The sequence below is a fragment of the Veronia nyctiphanis genome, from assembly GCF_004116385.1.
Classification (GTDB): domain Bacteria; phylum Pseudomonadota; class Gammaproteobacteria; order Enterobacterales; family Vibrionaceae; genus Veronia; species Veronia nyctiphanis.
In genome coordinates this window covers 25,557-44,571 of record NZ_PEIB01000031.1, presented here as the reverse complement: position 1 = coordinate 44,571, position 19,015 = coordinate 25,557, and the positions used below count along the sequence as shown (strand labels likewise).

13 protein-coding genes, 1 tRNA gene and 1 pseudogene are annotated in these 19,015 nt (G+C 46.1%); 6 read left to right on the top strand and 9 right to left on the bottom strand.

Translation table 11 applies throughout. The features are described 5' to 3' along the window. Nucleotides 1-4 precede the first annotated feature (4 nt). The 4 genes from CS022_RS19340 to CS022_RS19325 are packed head-to-tail and all read left to right on the top strand — an operon-like array spanning nucleotide 5 to nucleotide 10,348. On the top strand, nucleotides 5-3,667 hold the full coding sequence (locus CS022_RS19340; RefSeq protein ID WP_129123615.1) for a Calx-beta domain-containing protein: 3,663 nt from the start codon (nucleotides 5-7) through the stop codon (nucleotides 3,665-3,667). Continuing rightward, the gene (locus CS022_RS19335; RefSeq protein ID WP_129123614.1) at nucleotides 3,661-5,133 is read left to right on the top strand and encodes a hypothetical protein; all 1,473 of its coding nucleotides are present in this window, start codon (nucleotides 3,661-3,663) and stop codon (nucleotides 5,131-5,133) included. Before CS022_RS19340 ends, CS022_RS19335 begins: the two co-directional genes overlap by 7 nt. Next, nucleotides 5,130-9,977, top strand: coding sequence for a Calx-beta domain-containing protein (locus tag CS022_RS19330; protein WP_129122945.1), 4,848 nt, complete (start codon nucleotides 5,130-5,132; stop codon nucleotides 9,975-9,977). The genes CS022_RS19335 and CS022_RS19330 overlap by 4 nt, the downstream gene beginning before the upstream one ends. A gap of 29 nt (nucleotides 9,978-10,006) precedes the next feature. Further along, nucleotides 10,007-10,348 (top strand): hypothetical protein, encoded by a 342-nt coding sequence (locus tag CS022_RS19325; protein ID WP_129122944.1) that lies wholly within the window; start codon nucleotides 10,007-10,009, stop codon nucleotides 10,346-10,348. Here the strand turns inward: CS022_RS19325 and CS022_RS19320 are convergent. Further along, nucleotides 10,345-10,809, bottom strand: a complete 465-nt coding sequence (locus tag CS022_RS19320) for a GNAT family N-acetyltransferase (RefSeq protein WP_129122952.1) — start codon at nucleotides 10,807-10,809, stop codon at nucleotides 10,345-10,347. The genes CS022_RS19325 and CS022_RS19320 overlap by 4 nt on opposite strands. 172 nt (nucleotides 10,810-10,981) lie before the next feature. On the opposite strand from CS022_RS19320, the gene CS022_RS19315 reads away from it, so the two are divergent. Further along, nucleotides 10,982-11,332 (top strand): DUF2750 domain-containing protein, encoded by a 351-nt coding sequence (locus CS022_RS19315; RefSeq protein ID WP_129122943.1) that lies wholly within the window; start codon nucleotides 10,982-10,984, stop codon nucleotides 11,330-11,332. A 144-nt stretch (nucleotides 11,333-11,476) separates the two neighbouring features. Here the strand turns inward: CS022_RS19315 and CS022_RS19310 are convergent. The 7 genes and pseudogenes from CS022_RS19310 to CS022_RS19290 all read right to left on the bottom strand — a co-directional run bounded on the left by CS022_RS19310 (nucleotide 11,477) and on the right by CS022_RS19290 (nucleotide 16,431). Beyond that, nucleotides 11,477-11,567: transfer RNA gene (locus CS022_RS19310), tRNA-Ser, on the bottom strand. 192 nt (nucleotides 11,568-11,759) lie between these two features. Further along, nucleotides 11,760-12,512 carry a phosphate ABC transporter ATP-binding protein PstB gene (pstB, locus tag CS022_RS19305; protein ID WP_235869529.1) on the bottom strand — a complete coding sequence of 251 codons (753 nt, stop codon included), beginning with the start codon at nucleotides 12,510-12,512 and terminating at the stop codon, nucleotides 11,760-11,762. A 130-nt stretch (nucleotides 12,513-12,642) separates the two neighbouring features. Beyond that, on the bottom strand, nucleotides 12,643-13,944 hold the full coding sequence (pstA, locus tag CS022_RS19300) for a phosphate ABC transporter permease PstA (RefSeq protein ID WP_129123613.1): 1,302 nt from the start codon (nucleotides 13,942-13,944) through the stop codon (nucleotides 12,643-12,645). Then, nucleotides 13,937-14,077 (bottom strand): hypothetical protein, encoded by a 141-nt coding sequence (locus tag CS022_RS28250; RefSeq protein WP_235869523.1) that lies wholly within the window; start codon nucleotides 14,075-14,077, stop codon nucleotides 13,937-13,939. Before CS022_RS28250 ends, pstA begins: the two co-directional genes overlap by 8 nt. A 50-nt stretch (nucleotides 14,078-14,127) precedes the next feature. Beyond that, the gene (locus tag CS022_RS28245; protein ID WP_235869528.1) at nucleotides 14,128-14,223 is read right to left on the bottom strand and encodes a hypothetical protein; all 96 of its coding nucleotides are present in this window, start codon (nucleotides 14,221-14,223) and stop codon (nucleotides 14,128-14,130) included. A gap of 623 nt (nucleotides 14,224-14,846) precedes the next feature. Further along, nucleotides 14,847-15,299: pseudogene (locus CS022_RS28240) on the bottom strand (phosphate ABC transporter permease family protein); the annotation flags it as partial. Nucleotides 15,300-15,390: 91 nt separating this feature from the next. Next, nucleotides 15,391-16,431: a substrate-binding domain-containing protein gene (locus CS022_RS19290; protein WP_129122942.1), complete on the bottom strand. Its 1,041-nt coding sequence runs from the start codon at nucleotides 16,429-16,431 to the stop codon at nucleotides 15,391-15,393. A 982-nt stretch (nucleotides 16,432-17,413) separates the two neighbouring features. Here CS022_RS19290 and CS022_RS19285 point away from each other — a divergent pair. Beyond that, nucleotides 17,414-18,034: an HAD-IA family hydrolase gene (locus CS022_RS19285; RefSeq protein WP_129122941.1), complete on the top strand. Its 621-nt coding sequence runs from the start codon at nucleotides 17,414-17,416 to the stop codon at nucleotides 18,032-18,034. A gap of 36 nt (nucleotides 18,035-18,070) precedes the next feature. On the opposite strand, the gene CS022_RS19280 is transcribed toward CS022_RS19285, so the two are convergent. Continuing rightward, nucleotides 18,071-18,757, bottom strand: a complete 687-nt coding sequence (locus CS022_RS19280) for a nitroreductase family protein (RefSeq protein ID WP_129122940.1) — start codon at nucleotides 18,755-18,757, stop codon at nucleotides 18,071-18,073. Between the last annotated feature and the right edge of the window lie 258 nt (nucleotides 18,758-19,015).

Sequence of the window (19,015 nt, the reverse complement as noted above, 5' to 3'; positions counted from 1 at the left end):
GGTGATGCAGCGTTTCGACGGGAATGGACAAAAGATTGGTAACCAAACCGTTGTCAATACGGCCATCACTGGCGACCAAGAGTATGCCTCCGTTACCGTGCTGGATGACAATAGTTATGTGGTGGTCTGGCTTAACGAAAACGCATCACAAAATACCACCGATATATCTGGACAGCGTTTCAGTCAAGACGGTACACCACTTGGCAGCGAGTTCACCGTCAACAACGTCACCGCCGATGGGGATCAGAGCGAAGTAATACAATACCCTGACATCGCCAGCCTCAGTGACGGTGGTTTTGCGGTTACTTGGGAGTTTGCTGATGCAGCCGACCAGTCAACAGACATAGTTGCGCAGCGTTTTTCTTCTGCAGGCCAAAAGGTCGGTGATAAAATCGTTGTTTCAGAAGATGCCACATGGTCATTAAACTCCCGCCCTCACATCTCAGGCTCAGACGACGGGAAAATGATGATCACGTGGGGCGATGTTACCAGCAACGAAGAAGACGTTAAGCTTAAAACTTACACCTTGCCCGTCATCATCAAGATCACCAGCATATCGGGCGCCGACTTTACCCTCGATAACACGGATAAAACCGCAGGCAATGTCACGATAGAAGGAAAAGCATCAGGCGACTATTCAACAGGTGATACCATTACCTTATGGATTGACAGCACACAGGTAGTTTCTGCCACCTTAGATGCAACAGGAAACTTCAGTGCTCAAGTAGCGTTTTCTGACATGGTCGATCACAGTGCATTACGTGCACAACTTGTCGCATCTGACTCCGCTGGCAACACAGCAACTACCTCTTCAGTTGACACGCATTACACGATCGAACACACAAGCTTCGTGACCATAAACCCGGTGACTCCCGATAACCAAGTTACCATTTCAGAAGCACAAAGCGCCATCAGCATCACAGGGCAATATTCTATCGGTAAAACAGGTGACGTTATTGAAGTGTCGTCCAACGGGAATACCTTCAGCCACACACTCACAAGCAGTGACGTCAGTGCAGGCGGTGTGTTTTCAATTGACATACTAGGTTCAGATCTTTACGCAGCTTCGTCACTTGACGTCAGTGTCTCTCGAAACGGGTCGACGCTTGGGACGAAAAATCATAGCTATCAGATTGACCCCATCGTTTCCTCTGTGTCTGACACAACGATTGATGAGGGTCAGAACACAACCATTACAGTCACTCTTAGCCATGCATCTCCCCTTGGCGGAAGAATTTGGCTCGACGCATTGAATGATTCTGCGCTGGGCGTTGATGACCACAGCGAGACCTTATATGTTGATTTCAACGACGGACATGGTTGGCGTGATAAGGGCGATTTCGCTTTAGGTCAGTGGGTTGATGTTCCCGCCAACACGTCCACATTCAGCGTGAAAGTCGCGACGGTGGATGACAATATCTACGAGGGCCCTGAGAGCTTTACCCTTCGCGCCAATGCGGAAGGTCAGTCTCAAGTGATAAGCACCGTCACGCTCAATGACAACGAATCGCCGCCAACTCTTCATGGAACGGGCGTTAGAATTCAACACGGCTCAGAGAATGCAGCAACTCACGACGAAGGTCCCGGCTGGCAATTTACGACCACACACCCTTCCGATGAAGACATGAATGTCACCATTGCGTTCAACGATTATTTCTACTCTGGCAGCTTTGGTAACTTTGAATCACAACTTTATGCCGAAGACATCAACGGAAACCCTCTTTCCCCTGTTGGAGCAAACGACGGACTCTGGAGCATTGGTAGCACTGTCTCAGGGACTAACTTTTTCGTCACACTGCCTGCCGGGCAGACTGCCCTCCGTGTCTTTATCAAACCGAAAGACGATAGTGTCTATGAGGGCAACGAACAAATATTCCCCTTCGCCTTCCTCAACGGCTCGCAGGGTAACGGACAAACAGCTACGTTAAACGACGACGCTGACAAACCAATAGTAAATGCTCTGACTAAAATTCAGGATGGCATTGAAGGAACGACCATGGCAGGTTGGACCTTAGCGCTATCAAACACATCCATCACTGATACTGTCGTGAGAGTGTATCTTGACGATACAATTCATCAAGTTTCCCAAGCAGATGATTACACCGATAGGGTATACATTTACTCAATGACAGATGCGATAGTTGGCGAGGCAATATTCAATGAAACGAACAAAGCTGATATTGCTGTACCCGCAGGTGAGACAGGCCTGAAGTTCTACATACAGCCCACAAACGACGATATTTACGAAGGCAACGAGACGATAAAGCTCAAAGCACGCGCTCTTTATAACCAGAGTGATTATGTTGCCTCCGAAGAAGCCTCTTTCAACGATGATGCCGACAAACCAACAGTAGTATCTGTTTCCGATGTCACAGTCGAGGAAGGACAGTATGCGACGGCTACCGTCACATTAAGTAACACATCCACCACAACGACCCGTGTTTGGGTGGATGCTTATCCTATATCAGCTAACGAAACTGATGACTGGAACAGCAGCGAGCTTTGGGTAAATTTTGACAGCAGCAGTTGGGTCAAGGTCGCAAGTGATTTTTATACGGGAAACTGGATTGACGTACCAGCAAACACCGCATCGTTTCAGTTACGTATGAGCACAACCAATGACAATGTCTATGAGAGCACTGAAGGATTCGTCATTGGGGCCAACGTCGAAGGACAAACTCAGGTAGGTGGTACTGTCACGCTCAATGACAATGAATCACCGCCAACTCTTCATGGAACAGGCGTAAAGATTCAAAACGGCATGGAGAATGCTACAACTCACGATGAGGGCCCTGGCTGGCAATTCACGACCACGCACCCTTCCGATGAAGACATGAATGTCACCATTGCGTTCAACGACAATTTTTACTCTGGCAGCTTTGGTAACTTTGAATCACAACTTTATACCGAAGATATTAATGGAAACCCTATCTCCCCTGTTGGTGCCAGCGACGGACTCTGGGACGTTGGTAGTTTTTCCTCAGGGGCTAACTTTTACGTCACCTTGCCTGCCGGGCAGACTGCCCTCCGTGTCTTTATCAAACCAAAAGACGACAATGTGTATGAGGGCAACGAAAAAATATTCCCCTTCGCTTTCCTCAATGGCTCGCAGGGTAACGGACAAATGGCCACGCTTGACGATGAGGCCGATAACCCAACCGTCACGTCGCTGACGACGCTCCCTCATCAAGGTGTTGAAGGCGGAGACTGGCCAGGCTGGACGCTGAACCTATCAAATACCTCTCAGTCAGACACTGTCGTCAGGCTTAACGTTGATGACGCCCTGCATCAGGCTACGTTCCTTGAGGACTACACGGGCACTATCGATATTTACAACATGGCTGATGTAAAGATAGGCACCGTAACCCTACAACTCAGCAATAACTGGGAGGCAGACATCGCTGTACCTGCTGGTCAGACTGGCTTGAAACTCTACGCCCACCCCACCAACGACGATATTTATGAAGGCAACGAGACGATAAAACTCAAAGCAAGGGCTTTGTCTACGCAGAGCAACTATATCGTCTCAGAAGAAGCGACTTTCAACGATGATGCCGATAAACCAACCGTGGCATCTGTTTCCGATATTACGGTTGAAGAAGGCAGCGATGCTGTTGTCACCGTAACCCTGAGTAATATGTCCACCTCTATAACTAGAGTTTGGTAGATGCTTACCCAGGTTCAGCTGATGAAGCCAATGACTGGAACAGCAATGATTTGTGGGTGAATTTCGATGGCACGAACTGGGTGCAGGCACCGGGTGATTTCTATTTGGGAAATTGGATCGACGTGCCTGCCAACACCGCATCTTTTCAGGTGCGGATGGGCACCACAAATAACAATGTCTTTGAAAATAACGAGGCATTCGACATTAAAGTGCGCACTGAACATGAAGCCTCCCTTGCCCAATCAGGCACAGTTACCATTACTGATGTCGATGACACACCAAATGTGACGAGTGTCTCCAGCCACACAGTCAGTGAGGGAGGCTATGTAGAACCGATTGCTGTCACTCTCAGCAATGCCTCGACATCTCCGATATCTATCGAACTAAATCTTGACGGTGGCACCTCATCTGCAGAAGACGGTGATTACTCTGGCGATGAATTTTGGATCCGTTATAACGGCGGAAGTTGGCAAAAATACGAACACGACATAGTTTATGGCCATGTTTTCAACGTGCCTGCAAACGTCGATGCGTTTGAAGCTAAGTTAGTAACCATTAATGACAACGTGTATGAAGGTGATGAAAATTTCTACGCGTGGTTTAGGGTCGACGGTGACACGTGGGATAGCGCAACTGACAAAGGCGTAATCACTATTACTGATGCTGACGATACACCGCGTGTTACCCAGATTTCTTACCTTTTAGACGTGACAGAAGGCCAAAGCCCTAATTGGAATAAATGGTCGCTACAACTTTCGAATGCCGCATCGTCGGACCATCTTGTTGAAATCGGCTTTAATGATTTTGAGCATTCCGCGACGTTCGGTTACGATTACTCGGGCAAGATTCACGTCTTCACTGCCGCAGGCACCTCTCTGGGCGAGTTCACGCTCAACGCTGGCAACGGCTATAAAACTTGGGTAACGGTGCCTTCTGGTGTATCGGAGCTGCATGTCAGCGCTGAGATACTGGATGATACGCTTTATGAAGGCCATGAAAACATTGCGATTTTGGCCCACACAGACGGGCAAAACTGGGTTAAGTCATCAGCCTCAATCATTTGGGATCACCCTGACAATCCCACAGTGTCATCAGTGACACACCTGCAAGATGGTGTAGAGGGTGGTGGTGCTTGGCCGGGCTGGACTCTCAACCTCTCAAATGCATCAATCTACGATACAGTTGTGAAACTCAATGTCCAAGATGCACTCCATCAAGCTACATTTTCGCAAGATTATTCTGGCGTCATCCGCATCTACTCTTTAGATAATGTTTATCAAGGCGAAATAACACTGAATGCCAGCAATAGCTGGGTGGCTGACATAACCGTATCAGCAGGCATAACGGGCCTGAAGTTATACGCAGAGCCGCTTAACGACAGCACGTACGAAGGAAATGAAACATTAAAAATCAGGCAAGAGCTGCCGATACGCAAACAAGTTGGGTTGACTCTGCAACGGCGGTGATTAATGATGACGCCGATATACCGCGTATCACTCAAATCGCAAATATTAACGGTACGGCAGAAGGAAGTACCTATCCTTGGAATAAATGGTCTGTTCAACTTTCTCACCCTGCCACGTCAGACCGAACCGTAGAACTGGCTTTTAACGATTCCGGCCATCAGGCGATGTTTGGTGACGATTACTCGGGAAGACTTCACGTCTATACATCCGCTGGCGGTTGGGTTGGTGAGTATTATTTAAATGCCAGCAACAGCTATACAGCATCCATCAACGTTCCTGCTGGTATTACTGACTTGCATGTCAATGCCGAAGTAAGCAATGACAACGTATATGAAGGAAATGAAACCTTCGTGATTTATGGCCGCACAGACGGCCAGGGTTGGGTCACATCCGCTGATTCAATCATTACTGATGACCAAGACATCCCTGTCGTTTCAACCATCAACTCTTTACAATCAGGTTCAGAGTCAAGCTGGCCCGGTTGGACACTTAACCTGTCCAACGCATCCACCACCTCCACCGTCATCAGACTGAATGTTAACGACGGCCTGCATACCGCGGATATTCTCAGTGATTACACGGGAAAACTCACTATCTGGAACAGCGCTGGCACCGTAAAAATCGGTGAATTGGTGCTCAATTCGAGTAACGCCTATGCCGCGGATATTGCTATCCCGGCGAATCACAGCAGCGTCCTCATTTATGCCGAGCCAATGAATGACGACATATACGAGGGCACAGAAACACTCACCATTCAAGCCAGAGCGCTTTACAATCAAGCCAGCTATATCACGTCGCAACCATCCAACATTGATGACAGTGACGACAGACCGAGTGTTACTTCAGTATCAGACTATACGGTTGTCGAAGGTGGATATGCAGAACCTGTAAACGTGACATTAAGCAAAGTTTCAGCGCTAACGACACGTGTAGAGGTCTATTTAGACGATGGTTCGGCAACAGTCGGAGGTGGTGATTTCTCAGAAAGCGAGTTCTGGGTGCGTTTCAATGGGGGCAGTTGGGTCAAACACTCGGGGACTATTGGCAGCGGCCACACCATTGACGTACCTGCGGGCGTAACATCATTCGAACTGAGTTTTGACACCCATGATGACAATATTTACGAGGGCAACGAGAACTATTCGGTATGGGTGAGAGTTGAGGGGGACAGTTGGAACGGAACGTCAGGTAGAGGGTACATTACGTTGAACGATGACGCTGATAAACCCACGGTTTCGTCTGTATCCAGCACCACAGTCACCGAAGGGCAAGATGCCATTGTCACAGTGTCGCTAACCAACGCCTCAACGAGTGCGACGTCGGTCTGGCTAGATGCATGGAATGGCTCGGCGTTGGGCGGCAACGTTGACCATTATGAAACACTTTATGTGGATTTTAATGATGGCAATGGCTGGCAAAACAAAGGGAGCTTTGCTTCAGGCCAGTGGCTGAGTGTCCCCGCCAACACGTCAAGCTTTAGTGTAAAAGTAGGCAGTGTAGATAATTCAGTAAATGAAGCCACGGAGAGCTTCACCATCAGGGCAAATGCAGAGAACCAATCACCCGTTATTGGCACAGTCACCATCAACGATAACGATCCGATGAGTGTCACGAGTGTATCAAACTTCACGGTGGCCGAGGGCGGTTACGCAGAGCCTGTTACCGTTACACTCAGTACAACCTCGACACAGACAACACGCGTTGAAATTAATCTAGATAATGGATCTGCGACAACAGCGGACGGCGATTACTCCGACAGTGAATTTTGGGTTCGCTACCCGGCTGGCAGTTGGCAAAAATATACGGCCGATGTTGGAAGCGGATATATTATTGACGTCCCTGCCGGTTATTCATCTTTCGAACTCAGCTTAAAAACACTGAATAACAATGTTTTTGAAGGCAACGAGAACTTTTCAGTGTGGGCAAGAGTTGAGGGTGAATCTTGGACCGGGAGCAAGCACAAAGGCGTTATAACGCTCACCGATGATTCTGATAAACCCACTGTTTCGTCTGTATCCAGCACCACAGTCACCGAAGGTCAAGACGCCTCTGTTACCGTTACGCTCAGTAACACCTCAACCAGCGCAACATCAATATGGCTCGATGCCTGGAATGGCTCGGCGTTGGGCGGCAACGTTGACCATTATGAAACACTTTATGTGAATTTTAACGACGGCAATGGCTGGCAAAACAAAGGGAGCTTTGCTTCAGGTCAGTGGCTGAGTGTCCCCGCCAACACGTCAAGCTTTAGTGTAAAAGTAGGCACTGTAGATAATTCAGTAAATGAGACCACGGAGAGCTTCACCATCAGGGCAAATGCAGAGAACCAATCACCCGTCATTGGCACAGTCACCATTAATGATAATGACCCGATACATGTCAGCAACGTGTCAAACGTGTCTGTCACCGAGAATGGCTATGCCTACCCTGTTGTCACTCTCAATAGGTCTTCAGATCAAACAACACGCGTTCAGATTGATCTTGACTCGGCATCTGCCGCAGCAGGCAGTGATTTTTCTGAGAGTGAGTTCTGGGTGCGTTTTGGTAGTGGAAGTTGGCAACACCATACTGGCAACATCGGGAGCGGCTACACAATAGATGTACCCGCTGGCCATTCCTCGTTTGACCTAAGCTTCAAAACACATGACGACAACGTTTATGAAGGCAACGAAACCTTTTCAGTCTGGGCGCGTGTAGAGGGCGATAGCTGGAATTCATCGTCAGGTAAAGGCGTTGTGACTATCAGTGATAATGATTCAGCGCCCGTACTGACATCAAACCTCAGTAACATTAACGCATGGGAAGGACATACCCCCTTCCACACGTTCACAATGAGCAGTCAATCGGCCAACACAACTAATGTCACTCTTCAGTACCAAAACGGCACTGCAAGTGCGGGCTACGATTTCAACAGCCAACTCAAGTATCGTGTGAGTGGGACATCCTCCTGGTCTAACTATACGTCGTCCGGCATTAACCTTGCGGCTAATACAAATTCCTTTGATGTATTGGTAGAAACGTATGAAGACAGCCATTACGAAGGCGGAGAAAAATATACCCTCAAGGCGTCGACACAATACCAAAGTGGTTGGGCATCTGCTGGTGTCACCATCTTCGATAATGACGCCGTAACGCGAAATAGCGAGGGGCTCTGGGATCTCAATGGTGTCAAACAACTACAAATCAGAATGCAAAATCTCTGGAATGGCGGTTGGCCGAAAATGCAAAGTAGCCTTGGCTACTATGTGATGGACAACAATGGAAACATCATTGATGTCGAGGTCATGATTTCAAGAATTGCCGACTACAATAACGGCAGCAAAAACGTCACCGCCTACGTCAATAATGCGGCATCCATGGGGCTGTTTCTAATTCCAGATGGTGCCAACTTCGGTTACACCACAGGCGATGCATCAATTTCACTGACCAATGACGGCGCAAAAATAACCCAAGGCAATAAAACTCACTATGTTCTTCTTTCCGAAGGATACAAAAATCATGGTGGTTTTGATAATGAGTTGATTTCAGGCACAGAATCAAAGTGGGAAGATATACCCGGCGGGTGGTTTACAATGCCTTGGCCCTTACCAGCCCTTGGTCCTGATTACGCGGACGTTAGCCTGAATGTTGAGGTGAAAGCGTATGACTTTGTTACACCGATTGTCATCGACCTCGATGGGGACGGCATTCAGACCTTGTCATCAGATGTTTCACACATTCATTTTGATTTAAATGCCGATGGTGTATCCAGAATCACTGGCTGGGTCAGTAACAGTGACGCCTTTCTCGTGTGGGATAAAAACCGGGATGGTGTAATTAATGACGGCAGTGAAATGTTCGGTGAAGGAACCCTACTCAGCAATGGCGAAAGGGCGCAGGACGGTTTTCAGGCACTTCGAGAGCACGATGTAAATGCAGATGGAAAAATTGACATTACAGATGCAATCTTCCCGAAACTGAATGTCTGGGTTGATAAAAACACCAATGGATTAACAGACGTTGGAGAACTTATCTCTCTTGCTGAAGCGAACATTGCTTCTCTCAACCTCAACTTAGAAACTTCGAATACGGTAAATAACGATAACCTCATTAGTTTAATCGGCAGCTACACAACAATTGACGGGAAAGAATATGAGTATGCCGACGTTTGGTTCCGACAACGCATGCCGGAGATTTCCGCCTCAGAGACTGCTGACACTTCGTCGACAGATGACACTGCACAAACTGAATTCGCTTCCCCTGATCTACAAAAAAATGCGCCAGTAAGCGGGTTTGTGCCTGATGATTTCTTTGCCAAGACCGAGAAAGACATACAAAGCATTGATACTGTCATTAATGCAACGGAAAGCCCCCGCATGTGGCCATATCCAGCTTTGGAAGAAGAACAGCAAGCGCTGGCGATTTTAAATGGTGCAACGCAGTCACGCGTCACTCTCCCACCAACGACCAGCTACCTTGAACCGCAAACCGTTCAGATTGCACGCCCAATGTTTGAGGGAAAAGCATCGGCAGGAGCTGAGGTCTCTATTGAGCTGCTCGAACAACAGCTACACACTCATGCCGACGATAACGGCGACTGGGCATTTACCCTGCCAGCAGGTATTTCATTGGCTGAAGGCGGAAATGATTACACTCTGTCTATCCAGCAACGCGATGGTTCCAGCGACATTATGTATGGCCGAGTTATCTTCGATCGTGAAGATTTCACCAACACAAAAAGCAAGAAGACAGGTTTTGCTGCGCCCGTTCATAGCAAAGCACCGTCGTTAGACATACCTGAAAATGCCGAAGTCGTGAGTGACCCCTACCCACTCTTTTATGGCGATACTGAACCAGGAGCGTAGTACAACTCTTTATGGGTGACCGGAATTACATGACCCGTTCAGATGTGGATGGCGACTGGAACATTAAAATACCCTGGACAGAGCCTATACCACCGGGGAACCACGAATACAGTATTGAAATTACGCTTGGTGACGGCAGCACTGACAAGCGTTCAGGGATAATTTCTTTCTCAGACAATACGCCTGAGATTAATCTCAAAGAATCAGAATCATCGAGAAACGCGGCTGAAGCAGACATCACGAGAGTGGAAGAAAGCGACGGCCGCACATCTGACACAACAGAAATGGATACTGTTTACTTCTCAACCTCTGATACCTACCTCGACGCTATGCGTGAGCAAGAAAATTCACGCACGGATGATGGCTTCTAACTCACCTTTTCCATCACGAAATTGTTCAACGACACACCACGAACCTCTACCTCATTGTCTCTAACAACATGAAATCCCATTCGCTCAAAGAATGGTCTGGCAGTGATGCTTACAAGGGAATGAATGCGGTCAATACCCCGCGCTTCCGCCAATTCGAATATATGGTTCATCAATGCCTGACCAACCCCCTGCCTCTGAACTTGCCAGTGGCAAAAGAATTGGTCAATCAAACCGTCGTCCTGAAGATCAGAGTAACCCACAATCTCATTTTCAATGATCGCAACAAAAGGTTGGTTGTGTTTACACATCGCCATCAGTTTATCTGCGTCATAGCTTTCAACGGCCCATGCCTCAACTTGTTGTTGACTGTAGTGCTGAATACAAACATTGCGTACAGAGTGAAAAAACACCTCGCGAATTTTTATTTCTTCACCCTGTCGGTAGGGCCGGATTTGAATCACTGACATCTCGCTTTCCAAAACTTTACTCTCTCAGCCACAATAGCCGCACTCGCAGAAAAGGCTTATTAGCCACACCGCGGAAAGACTTTCTCGCTAAACATTGAAAATGTCATGAGTCTTCACGCCCTGCCAATGGTATCCTGTGCGGAAAGTTTACAAAGAGAAAAAAGAAATGACTAAATTAACGGCTGACATTCAGGCAAACCTTTTGTTATTTGTCGAAGAAACGCAAAAATCACGCGTCGTTTGGAGCCTTGAAAATGAAGAAGGCTGGTTGGCTTGTGATTCTACTGAATTTGAAAACAGTGAAGTCATGCCTTTTTGGTCTTCAAAAGAAGATGCGGCCTTCCATAATGTTGAGGAGTGGGCTGATTTCGAAGTAAAAGAAATACCGCTGGACGTGTTTATTGAAGACTGGCTGATCACACTTGACGAAGACGGTGTGCTGGTTGGCATTAACTGGAATAAAAACCTTGAAGGTAAAGAGTTGGAGCCGGGCGAAGTAGCTAAGCTTTACCTCTAAACCAATACTCAGCGTTACATGGATTATTTCAAAAAAGCCACCAGTAACTCGGTGGCTTTTTTAGTGCCGGGGTTCCGTTTTGTGTGGGTGGAACCAGAAAGCAGAAAGCAGAAAAGCCGCTGTAATCAGCGGCTTTTTCAAATGTGGCGGAGAGATAGGGATTTGAACCCTAGATACGCTATTAACGTATGCCGGTTTTCAAGACCGGTGCTTTCAACCACTCAGCCATCTCTCCGTAAGCGGGCAGAATATTAAAACCGACAGAGCAAGATGTAAAGCCCAAAATCGAATTCACCCTGCTGATTGACCACGCATTCGACACATTGGTTCGGTTACGCTCAATTATCCCCAAGAGTTACTGTTTGATGATCAAAAAAGCGCAGGGTTTTCGCCCTGCGCTTTCGATTCAATGATTTTGAGTCAAGAATTAACCGAAACGACCGCTGATGTAGTCGCGAGTCAGTTTGTGCTCTGGGTCATTGAAGACTTTCTCAGTGGTGTTGATTTCAACCAGATTACCCAAATGGAAGTAAGCGGTTCTGTCAGACACACGTGAAGCCTGAGACATTGAGTGAGTCACGATGACAATACTGAAGTTTTCTTTCAGCTCTTCAATCAGATCTTCGATGATACCCGTCGCAATTGGGTCGAGCGCGGAACAAGGCTCATCCATCAGGATAATTTCAGGCGCAATCGCAATAGTACGAGCAATACACAGACGCTGTTGCTGACCACCTGACAACCCTGTTGCTGGTTGATACATACGGTCTTTCACTTCGTCCCACAAACCTGCACGACGAAGAGACTGCTCTACCACACCTTCAAGGTCATCTTTGTTATCAACAAGACCGTGAATACGTGGGCCATAGGCAACGTTGTCAAAAATTGACTTAGGAAACGGGTTTGGGCGTTGGAATACCATACCCACTTGCGAGCGAAGCTCAACAATCTCAGTATCTTTGTCGTAGATATCGCGGCCGTCTAGCACGATTGAACCTTTGACCTCACAACCTGGAACCGTGTCGTTCATGCGGTTGAGGCAACGCAGGAATGTGGATTTACCACAACCTGAAGGACCAATCATCGCCAGTACTTGTTTTTCGCCGATATCGAGGTTGATATTACGAATAGCGGGCTTTGCACCGTATTCATAATTCACACCAACATCACGTGCCGTCATTCTTGGTGAATCTACAAACTGAACGCCGCATGTCTCTTTTGGCGCAGCGTGACTTTGCAGAATCTTGGTTGCATCTTTTGAACTTGGCAGACCGCTTCCACTCATTACTGTTGTTGTCATCTTTTTGCTCCTACCACCGGCGCTCTAAACGCTTACGTAAAATTACAGCTACTGCATTCATGAAGGCCAGAAAGGCCAATAAAACCATGATTGCGCCGGATGTGTTTTCAATGAATCCTTTCTCAGGGCTATCTGCCCAGAGGTAAATTTGTACAGGAAGTGCTGTTGCAGCGTCTAACGGGCCACCGGGGACATCGACGATAAATGCAACCATGCCAATCATAATCAACGGAGCCGTCTCTCCTAACGCTTGCGCCATACCTATGATAGTACCTGTGAGCATTCCTGGCATCGCAAGTGGTAAAACGTGATGTAGAACCATTTGCATTTTCGATGCGCCAACTCCAAGTGCCGCATCACGCACTGAAGGTGGTACCGCTTTTATCGCTGCACGACTCGAAATGATGATGGTTGGCAAGGTCATAAGTGTGAGTACCAAACCACCCACTAACGGCGCCGAACGCGGCAAATCTGCAACGTTCAAGAAGACAGCAAGACCAAGCAAACCAAATACAATTGAAGGTACAGCAGCGAGGTTGTTGATATTAATTTCGATCAACTCCGTCGCACGGTTACGTGGAGCAAACTCTTCAAGATAAATCGCAGCAGCAACACCAATTGGGAAACTCAGTGCCAACGTCACCAACAAGGTGTAGAACGAACCCACAGTCGCCCCCCAAATGCCTGCAAGCTCTGGGTCACGGCTGTCACCGTTGGTGAAGAAGTGCTTGTTGAACACAGTTCGAACTCTATCGTCTTCAACTATTCTGTCAAACCAACCAATATGCTTATCTTTGAACTGGCGAGACGTTTCAGGAATATCGCGGCGAATATTGCCCTTGTTGAACTGGTTAAAGTTATCGCCCGCCTGCGCCCAATAGCTATAGGTCGTTCCAATCAGTTCAGGGTTGTTGATGACGGTATCCCTAAGGTCATATTCAGCACCGTTCGAGATGAACCTGTAAAGCTCTCGCTTATCTTTTCTGCCATCGACTGGAATAACCTCACGTAACGCATTACGAAGTGCTTTACGATAGCTACCCTGACCAAGTACTTGAGGGTCAACTTCTCCCTCTTTTAGGCCAAGAGTTTCAGCATCAAGCTGTACATCGAGTCGAATTTCAGTGGTATAAAACGCCGTATGACCTTTGAAAACGATCACCGTGATCATCACAAGCAAGAACGCAAACGCCATCAATATCGATGCGATACCATATGAACGAAAACGTGATTCTTTGTTTCTACGACGTTTAAGGCCCGCTTGGACCCTCTCCTTTTTGATCTTGGAGATCTCTAATAATTTATCAGTCATACTGCTCTCGATATTTCTTGACGATACGAAGTGCGACAAAGTTCAGCGCTAGAGTACCGACGAAGAGTGTCAATCCCAACGCAAATGCAGCGAGTGTTTTCGGACTGTCAAACTCTTGGTCGCCGACGAGCAAGGTTACGATTTGAACCGTGACTGTCGTAACCGACTCAAGTGGGTTAGCCGTCAGATTCGCCGACAGGCGACCGCCATAACAACGATCATGGTTTCGCCAATTGCGCGCGAAACTGCCAGTAGTAAGCCACCGACAATACCCGGCAGCGCCGCTGGAAGAACGACATTAATGATGGTTTCTGATTTTGTTGCACCAAGCCTAGAGAGCCATCACGAAGCGACTGAGGCACTGCAGTGATGACATCGTCTGACAGTGACGAGACGAAAGGTATGATCATCACACCCATTACAAGCCCGGCAGCAAGAGCACTTTCTGCCGATGCACTATCAAATCCAATGGCATGTGCAAAATCACGGATGAGCGGTGCAACAGTCAACGCGGCAAATACGCCGTAAACTACGGTCGGGACACCCGCGAGTATCTCAAGGACTGGCTTAACAACGTTTCTGACACGAGGAGACGAGTATTCAGAAAGATAAATAGCACTCATCAAGCCAACTGGGGCCGCAACCAACATCGCGATGAATGAAATCATCAGTGTGCCGGTAAATAATGGAACCGCACCAAAAGCGCCACTGGCGCCTTGCTGGTCACTGCGCAGAGCTATTTGCGGCGACCACTCAATACCGAAAATAAAATCGGTGATGGGAACCATCTGGAAGAAGCGTAACGCTTCAAAAAGTACCGAAAGAACAATACCCAGAGAGGTCAAAATTGCCAACGTTGAACATGCCAGCAAGAAGCCTTGTAACACGAACTCAACGTAGTGTTGAGCTTTAAAACGAGGACGAATGAATTTCCAACCTGCGGCACAGCCAGCTAGAGATAAAGAAACCAAAGCAACAGCCTTAATCAGGTTTCCGGTGTGGTTAAGCTGAGTGTAATGAGCCGCTGCATCTAGAAGAGCAGGATCTTCAGACTGGAGGATGCCTTTAGCGATATTTACAATTTGGCTAAATAGAAGATTGGTATTTCCCGTTGAGCTCTGGTGAGCTTCTGGCAGCTGTGCCAGCACCAAAGATTGAACCAAAGAAGGTTCGACGGCGTTCCAAATGAGAAAAAGGATTAAAGCGGGAACGGCTGCAAGAATAGCAGCGAAAGAACCGTAATAAGATGGACGCGAGTGAAAAGATTTCAATCCGCCCTGTGCGACTGCCAGCTCTTTGGAACGCTTACGCGCTACCAAAAATGCACTTATCGCTAAAAACAAAATTAACGCCATTAACGTCGACGCTTGCATACATACTCCGAAACAACAAGAGTGAATTGTACAAGGCCGGGTGCGCTTACCCGGCCTCTTAACCTAGCCTGAATTACAGGTTAGGAGTTAAATCTACAGCACTGTTACGAACAACTTTCCATTCGCGAGCTGCCAGTGGAATCAGACCACGGTCAGTCAGGTAGCCTTCATCACCGATTGCATCTTCAGATGTGAAAGAAGTAACGTACTCTTTCAGACCTGGAACAACGTTCTGGTGTGCTTTCTTCACGTAGAAGTAAAGAGAGCGAGACACTGGGTATGAGCCGTCACCGATAGCATTAAAGCTTGGTGCAACACCTGCAATCTTAGAGCCCTGCACTTTGTCAGAGTTTTGATCCAGGAAGCTGAAGCCGAAGATACCGAAAGCTTGTGGATTTGCATCAAGCTTCTGAACGATCAGGTTGTCGTTCTCACCTGCTTCGATGAACGCACCGTCTTCACGAATACCGTGACAAACTGCTTTGTACTTCTTCTTGTCTTGCTTCTTAAGAGCAGCAAGTTCTGGGTATTTCTTACAACCGCCTTCCATCGCAAGCTCTACGAATGCATCGCGAGTACCTGACGTTGGTGGTGGACCAAGAACTTCGATTTTAGTAGCAGGAAGAGATGGGTTTACATCTTTCCACGTTTTGTTTGGGTTAGGAATCAGGTTACCGTTCGCATCAGGAACAACTTTAGCCAGTGCAGTAAAGATGTCTTTCAGCTCAACATTGAATTGCTCGCTCTTCTTAGAGTTAGCGAATGCGATGCCGTCATAACCGATTTTGATTTCAACGATATCGTTTACGCCGTTCTTCGCACAAAGCTCAACTTCAGAGCTCTTGATTTTGCGAGAAGCGTTAGTGATATCTGGCGTGTTTTCGCCTACACCTGCACAAAACAGTTTAAGACCGCCGCCTGAACCCGTTGATTCAATTTTTGGAACAGCAAAAGACGATGTGCGGCCAAAGCGCTCAGCAACAACTGTAGCGAACGGGTAAACCGTCGATGAACCAACAATACTGATATAGTCACGAGATGCAGCGTGTGCATTACCCGCCATAAGTGCTGTCAGGCCAACAGTAGTCGCAGCCATCAGTGCCTTTAATTTCACATCAACCTCCAAGTCGATAGTTCTTTAGTAGATTCAAACAACCTTGTCTGTATCCATGTTTAGTCAATTTACGCCATACAAGTTAGAAATTTTCGGTTACACAAAACTGACTTTTTTATGAAGGTTTGATTACAGCGGGTCGCGTGATGAGTTTTTAGAGAGGAGCATCAGATTAAATCACAGCCTCACCGAAAGCGAAATTAGTTATAAATATCTGATTTTTATCAAATTAAAGACTGTTCATCTTACGAGGAACATTACTGACTGATCAATAGACAGATAAAAGCATCTATTATTCGCGCTATCAGTATAATGGACGTACTTCACATTTATTTTTCGAAAGTGTTACAGGTAACGATTAAGAAACTCCTTTTAACAAGAGGAGCTGGCAAGCTCTGAACGGAAACTAAAAAGATGCTGGGCTGTCGCGAAACGACGCTATTAACCTGCCTGAGGTATAAAGAAAGTAAACGTTGATATACCCTTGACTACCATCAGTCACGTACGTCCATGGTCTGCAAAGACAAAAGAGTAGTAGTAATCACAACATCACCGCTTTAAAAATAGTCAAAATAAGATAAATGCACTCTTATCGATACCTTTAGATAAACTAAGCGTCAATTTTTTATTTAATTAAAGCTGTTCTTTTTATTTGTGTCGTTATAAACGTCATTATTTTGGCGACTGTATCATTTATTCTCTTATTTGATAAAACATGAAGCAGATCCAATTAAATATCTATATTAATCAGCATATCTTCGAGCTATGCTAAATTTAACTCATGATACTTCTTAATTAAATATTGTAAAAAAAGACAATTCATATACTATCCGCCTCGGCTTACATTCAAAAACTCCGAGTACACAACAATCATTTAACGCATACGTTACATCAAGTTAAAAAATCAAAGAATACAGATTTTTTATTTATTCCAAGGCCATTTTTATTCAATTATTAAATCAATAACATTAAGGCTTGTTAGATGATTAAAACGATTTTTATAGATTTTGATGGTGTTATAAGGCATTGGGCTAACCATGACATCAAGTCAGCAGAAATGAAAAGTGGACTGCCAGAAGGGACTCTTTTTAAATATGCTTTTGATAATCAATTCTTATTGCCAGCGATAACAGGTAAGCAGTCCCATAGAGACTGGGTAATCAAGGTAGAAGACGCGATATCTCGCGACTTTGACAAAGACGCCGCAATCACACTTACTCAAGCATGGCTTAAAGCAGATTGCTTCGTTGATAGAGGGTTTCTGGACAAGGTGAGAAAGTCGATTCCTGAGGCGAAAATGGTTTTAGTGACGAATGCGACCGATAAACTTGATGAAGACCTTTCATCACATCACTTGCTCTACAGCTTTGACTTAGTCATTAACTCGGCCACCATCGGTATCGCTAAACCCGACCCCAGTTTTTTTCAACATGCATTGAAGCTAATGAAAACCGAGCCTGAATATGCTGTATTTATTGACGATCAGTTGAAAAATGTTAGGGAAGCAGAAAAACATGGTATGCATGGCATTCACCATACTGACAAAGTGCAAACACTTATTAATCTAAATACCCTTTCGCGCTGTAGTTTCGCGTATCATTAAAATATTGGTTGGCCATAATATGGCCAACCAATAAATTCATAAAAACGTTGCTATTTCCTCAAACTCTTTTTTCTTCGTAGCATGCTCAGGAATTGTAGCGCCCTCTTCAGGGTAACCCGCAATAATCAGCATATATGGACGGTCATTATCGTTATCATTATCTCTACCACATACTTTTTTGAGAAAGCTCATTGGTTTTGGTGTATGCGTTAATGTAACTAAACCTGCATTATGTAATGCCTGAATCAGGAAGCCTGTCGCGATCCCAACAGATTCATGTACGTAATAGTTGGTCTGCTCGTTATCATTCTCGATACCACCGCGTTTTTGTGAAAAAATAGCAATTAACCACGGGGCTTTCTCTAGATATGGTTTGTGTGCGTCAGTTCCAAGGGGTTTAAGCGCATCTAACCATTCTTCACCTGCCCTTCCCTCATAAAATGTTCTCTCTAATGCTTCTGCTTCTTCTCTTATTTGTGATTTGACTGACCTATCACTAATTGCAACAAAATGCCAAGGCTGATGATTGGCACCACTAGGCGCTGTTGCGGCTGCTTTAATACATTCTTCTATAATCTCTTTAGCAACAGGTTTGTCGGAAAAATCGCGAATTGTGTGTCTACGACGAATATTGAAGTAATGTGCTTTTGCTCGTGCCAGCATTTCATCTTCGGGGTATGACACATAATCCTCAAGTGGATAGTGATGTTCTGCCTGATTCATAAATTATCCTTATTTTACAGAGTGTTGAATACACTGCGCTTTATTCTCGCATTCTGGTAAACTCACAATAAGTTATTACTTTGAGTAATTAATAGGCAATATTCTAACTTTTAATTCAATACAGGAACACTTCGACAAAATCATATGTGCTATGTTTAAACCCACAATAAAAATGTGTAGTTCGTCGCAGGTAAGTTCAAATAAAACAAATTAAACCTATAAAACGTAAGTTTAGTTGCAGGAAGAGTAAAACTAGAC

Bases quoted from the DNA above. Each gene is read 5' to 3' on its own strand.
- CS022_RS19340 (WP_129123615.1), top strand. From the start codon at position 5: ATGCAGCGTTTCGACGGGAATGGACAAAAGATTGGTAACCAAACCGTT.
- CS022_RS19325 (WP_129122944.1), top strand. From the start codon at position 10,007: ATGACCCGTTCAGATGTGGATGGCGACTGGAACATTAAAATACCCTGG.
- CS022_RS19315 (WP_129122943.1), top strand. From the start codon at position 10,982: ATGACTAAATTAACGGCTGACATTCAGGCAAACCTTTTGTTATTTGTC.
- pstB (WP_235869529.1), bottom strand. From the start codon at position 12,512: ATGACGGCACGTGATGTTGGTGTGAATTATGAATACGGTGCAAAGCCC.
- pstA (WP_129123613.1), bottom strand. From the start codon at position 13,944: ATGACTGATAAATTATTAGAGATCTCCAAGATCAAAAAGGAGAGGGTC.
- CS022_RS19285 (WP_129122941.1), top strand. From the start codon at position 17,414: ATGATTAAAACGATTTTTATAGATTTTGATGGTGTTATAAGGCATTGG.
- CS022_RS19280 (WP_129122940.1), bottom strand. From the start codon at position 18,757: ATGAATCAGGCAGAACATCACTATCCACTTGAGGATTATGTGTCATAC.